Raw genomic sequence first — 5,164 nt, 5'->3', positions numbered from 1 at the left:
CCGCGGCGCCCTCGTCAGGCCGCTCCTGTTCGGCTTCCAGCCGGTCCAGCACCCGGCGAACCGCGGGCAGGTCCTCGATCAGCGGGCGGCGCCGCGACGCCGTGAAGGCGGGGACGAACCGGTCCCAGTCGACGTCGGCCACGGCCAGGAAGGTCTCGTCGCGGTCGAGCGCGCCCTGCAGCGCGGCCACGGCCCGTTCGGGCGCCATCGGCCGGAGGCCACGGCGGCGCAGCTGCTGCTCGCCCTCGTCGGAGGCCATGCCGCCCCCGGCCCACAGCCCCCAGGCCACCGAAGTCGCCTTGGCCCCGCGGGCGCGACGTTGTTCGGCGAGAGCGTCCAGGTAGGCGTTCGCGGCGGCGTAGGCCCCCTGGCCCGCGCTGCCCCAGACGCCGGAGTTGGAGGAGAACAGCACGAACGCTTCGAGGTCGTCGCCGAGCAGGGCGTCCAGGTGCGCGGCCCCCGCGACCTTGGCCGCGAGGACGTCTTCGAACTCGTCCAGGCCGGTCTCGGCGAGGGTGCTCGACTGCGGCAGCCCGGCCGCGTGCACGACGGCCACCGGCCGGTGGCCCAGGCTGTCCAGCAGGGCTTCGACGGCCTTCCGCTCGGCGACGTCGCACGCGGCGATGGTCACCGCGCAGCCGTACCCCCGCAGCTCTTCGGCCAGTTCGGTGGCGCCGGGAGCGGCTTCGCCCCGGCGGCTGGTGAGCACGAGGTGGTCGGCGCCGGACCGGCCCAGCCAGCGGGCGACGTGCGCGCCGAGCGCCCCGGTGCCCCCGGTGACCAGCACGGTTCCCCGTGGCCGCCACGGCTCGCCCGCCGGTGCGGGACGCGCCGGGTGCAGCCGCCGAGCCAGGATTCCGTGGTCCCGGAGCGCGACCTGGTCTTCGCCCGCGGGTTCGGCCAGGAACCCGGCCAGCCGGTCCGCGGCCCGCTCGTCGAGCGCGGCGGGCAGGTCGATCAGCCCGCCACCCAGGCCGGGGTATTCGAGGCCGATCACGCGGCCGAGGCCCCAGAGTTGCGCAGGCACGCTCGACGCCGGGGCGTCGCCGGGCCCGGTGGCCACGGCGCCGCGGGTGAGCAGCCAGAGCGGGGCGTCGATCCCGGCGGTGGTCAGTGCCGGGGCGAGCGCGGCCGTCCCGGCGACCCCGGTCGCGATCAGCGGGTGCCCGGGCAATGGGGTTTCGTCCAGGCCCAGCAGGGAAACCACGCCGGCGTACGCCCCCGGCGGCAGCTCCCCCGGCGAGGCGGTGACGACGTCGGCGCCGCGTGCGGCGAGCGCGTCGAGCACCGTCGCGACGAGTCCACTGTGGTCATTCGGGACGAGTGCCAGCCAGCGGCCGGACAGCAGCGGCAGCGCGGGTTCGGCGACCGGCGACCAGCCGACCTTCAGGCACCACGAGTCCACTGTGGATTCTTCGGTGCGCCGCGAGCGCCACCGGGTCAGCGCGGGCAGCACCTCGTCGAGCGCGCCGCGGTCGACGCCGAGGACACCGGCGAGGTCTTCGGTTTCTTCGAGCGCCGTCCAGAGCCCGTCGTCGGCCGGGGCCGCCGGGGCCGGGTCCAGCCAGTACCGCTGGTGGTCGAAGGCGTAGGTCGGGAGCGGGATCAGCCGGGCGCCTTCGCCGAACGCGGGCGTCCAGTCGAGGTCGACGCCGTGCACCCAAGCCTCGGCGAACGAGGTGTACAGCCGGTCGAGGCCGCCTTCGCCGCGGCGCAGCGTGCCGGTGACGACGGCTTCGTCCACAGTGTCCTCGACACTCATCGTGAGCACCGGGTGCGGGCTGCATTCGATGAAGGTGTCGTAGCCGTCCTCGGCCAGCTGCCGCACGGCCGTGTCGAACAGCACGGGGTTGCGCAGGTTGGCGTACCAGTAGGCGCCGTCGAGCCCGGCGGTGTCCATCGGCTCGGCGGTCACCGTGGAATGGAAGGTGATCGCCGACGACCGCGGCGAAACGGGGGCGAGCAGCTCGCGCAACTCGGCCTCGATCGCTTCGACCTGGCCGGAGTGCGACGCGTAGTCCACCGGAACCCGCTTCGCGCGGATGCCGTCGGCCTCGCAGGACTCGATCAGCGCGTCGAGGGCGGCCGGTGAGCCGGACACCACGACCGCGGCCGGCCCGTTGACCGCCGCGATCGACACCTCCGCCGTGAGCCGGGGCTCGACGATTTCGCGCGCGGCGGCCACCGACACCATGCCACCGCGGCCGGCCAGGGCCAGGATCGCCTTGCTGCGCAACGCGACCACGCGGGCGGCGTCCTCCAGCGACAGCGCGCCGGCGACCGCGGCGGCGGCGATCTCGCCTTGGGAGTGCCCGATCACGGCGTCCGGTTGCACGCCGTGGGCGCGCCAGACTTCGGCCAGCGACACCATGACCGCGAAGAGGGCGGGCTGCACGACGTCGACGCGCTGCAGCATCGTTTCGTCGCCGAGGACTTCGGACAGCGACCATTCGACGAACGGCGCCAGCGCGCGTTCGCAGTCCCGCATGCGGGCCGCGAACGCCGGCGACGTGTCCATCAGGTCCAAAGCCATCCCCACCCACTGCGAGCCCTGCCCGGGAAAGACGAAGGCGACCTTGCCCCCGCGGCGGGCGCTGCCCCGCACCAGCCCGGGGACGGCCCGGTCGTGGGCGAGCGCGCCCAGCGTGTCGTGACCGCCGGCCACGACCACCGCCCGTTGCTCGAACGTAGACCGGGATTTCGCGAGGGAGTACCCCACATCTGCGGCCCGGACCCCCTGTGCGGCCCCTACGCGGGCCTGCAGCCGGCGGGCCTGCCCAGCCAGCGAAGCGGGCGTTTTCGCGGACAGGATCCAGGGCACCGGGCCCTTCGCGACCGGGTGCGTCGCGGGGGTTTCGGCCGGGGCCGCCTCCAGCACCGCGTGGGCGTTGGTGCCGCTCATCCCGAACGACGACACCGCGGCCCGGCGCGGCCGGCCGGTCTCGGGCCACTCGCGAGTTTCGTCCAGCAGCCGGACGTTCCCGGTCGTCCAGTCCACATGGGACGACGGCGTGCCCGCGTGCAGCGTGCCCGGGAGGACGCCGTGGCGCAGGGAGAGGACCATCTTGATGACGCCGGCGACGCCGGAGGCGGCCTGGCTGTGGCCGATGTTGGACTTCACCGAGCCGAGCCACAGGGGGTTCGCCCGGTCGCGGCCGTAGGTGGCCAGCAGCGCCTGGGCCTCGATCGGGTCGCCGAGGGTGGTGCCGGTGCCGTGGGCTTCGACGGCGTCGACGTCGTCGAAGGTCAGCCGGGCGTTGGCGACGGCCTGGCGGATGACCTGCTGCTGGGCGGGGCCGTTCGGGGCGGTCAGGCCGTTGGAGGCGCCGTCCTGGTTGACCGCCGAGCCGCGGATCACGGCGAGGACCTCGTGGCCGTGGCGCCGGGCGTCGGCGAGCCGTTCGACCAGCAGGACGCCGACGCCCTCGGCCATGCCCATGCCGTCGGCGTCGTCGGAGAAGGCCTTGCAGCGGCCGTCGGCGGCGAGCGCGCGCTGCCGGCTGAACGCGACGAACGACGCCGGGGTCGACATCAGCGCCACGCCGCCGGCCAGGGCCATCGTGCACTCGCCGTTGCGCAGCGACTGGCAGGCCAGGTGCAGCGCGACCAGGGACGACGAGCACGCCGTGTCGACGGTGACGGCCGGGCCGGTCAGCCCGAAGGTGTAGGAGATCCGGCCGGAGACGACGCTGGCGGCGCCGCCGGTGAGCAGGTGCCCGGCCGAGCTGTCGGGCTGGGCGAGCCCGATGCCGTAGTCGGCGTAGTTGGTGCCGACGAACACGCCGGTCGCGCTGCCCCGCAGGGTCTCGGGGTCGAGGCCGGCGCGTTCCATCGCCTCCCACGACGTCTCCAGGAGCAGGCGCTGCTGGGGGTCCATGGTCAGCGCTTCGCGGGGCGAGATGCCGAAGAAGCCCGGGTCGAAGTCGCCGGCGTCGTGCAGGAAGCCGCCGTGGCGGGTGTAGCTGGTGCCGTCGTGGTCCGGGTCGGGGTCGTAGAGCGCGTCGACGTCCCAGCCGCGGTCGGCCGGGAACCCGGTGATCGCGTCGCCGCCGGCGGTGACGAGGTCCCAGAGGTCCTCGGGGCTCTCGATGCCGCCGGGGTAGCGGCAGCTCATGGCGACGATGGCGATCGGCTCGTCGTCGGCGACCGCGACGACGGTCGCCGTTCCGGTGGCGCCGCCGTCGAGCAGGAATTCGGTGATGCGCTCGGCGGTCGGGTGGTCGAAGGCGAGGGTGGCGGGGAGGCTCTGGCCGGTTTCGGCGGCGAGCCGGTTGCGCAGCTCGACGGCGGTGAGCGAGTCGAAGCCGAGTTCCCGCAGGGCTACTCCGGGGGCGACGGCGTCCGGGCTGTCGTGCCCGAGCACGGCGGCGGCGGTGGCGCGGACCAGGTCGAGCACGGTCCGGGCGCGGTCGGCCGGGGAGACTCCGGCCAGCCAGCGCTTTTCGGGCCGGGGCTCGTCCACGGTCAGCGCGCGGCGCACCTCGGGCAGCTCGTCGAGCAGCGGGCGTGGCCGCAGGGCGGTGAAGACGGGCGCGAACCGGGCCCAGTCGACGTCGGCGACGGCGAGGAAGGTGTCGTCGTCGGCGAGGACTTGCCGAAGGCCCGCGAAGGCGAGGTCGGGGTCGAGGAACGGCAGGCCCTGGCGGAGCAGGCGGCTCGCGTCGAAGTCCTGGTCGGCTTTGGCGGGGTTGGCGGCGTTCCAGACGCCCCAGGCGAGGGAGGTGGCACGCAGGCCGCGAGCGCGCCGGCGTTGGGCGAGGGCGTCGAGGTGGGCGTTGGCGGCAGCGTAGGCGGCGTGGTCGCCACTGCCCCAGACGCCGGCGATGGAGGAGAACAGGACGAAGGCGTCGAGGTCACGGTCGAAGACGGCGTCGAGGATTTCGGCGCCTTGGACTTTGGCTTTGGCAACGGCGGCGAACTCGGCAACGTCGGTGGCGTCGATCGAAGCGAGTTCGATCAGGGCGGCGGCGTGGACGACGGCACGGATGTCGTGGGCTTCGGCAAGGGCTTCGACCGCGGCGCGATCGGTGACGTCGCAGGTGACGTGGGTGATGCCCGGCTCGGCGCCGGCTTGGTCGCCGCGACGGCTGGCGAGGATGACGTGCTCGGCGCCGACGCCGCGGAGCCAGCGGGCGATCCGCGGCCCGAGGGCGCCGGTCCCGCC

At 74.6% G+C, this 5,164-nt stretch carries 1 protein-coding gene; it reads right to left on the bottom strand.

Going from position 1 to position 5,164, the window contains the following annotated elements; translation table 11 throughout:
* Positions 1-5,164: type I polyketide synthase (locus CCN39_RS46900; RefSeq protein WP_143264448.1), on the bottom strand; the 5,164-nt coding region annotated here is incomplete at both ends.

It is taken from the genome of Amycolatopsis kentuckyensis (assembly GCF_002155975.1).
In the GTDB taxonomy this organism is placed as follows: domain Bacteria; phylum Actinomycetota; class Actinomycetes; order Mycobacteriales; family Pseudonocardiaceae; genus Amycolatopsis; species Amycolatopsis kentuckyensis.
Note: the sequence above shows the minus strand (reverse complement) of the source record. Positions and strands in the feature narration are given on the sequence as shown.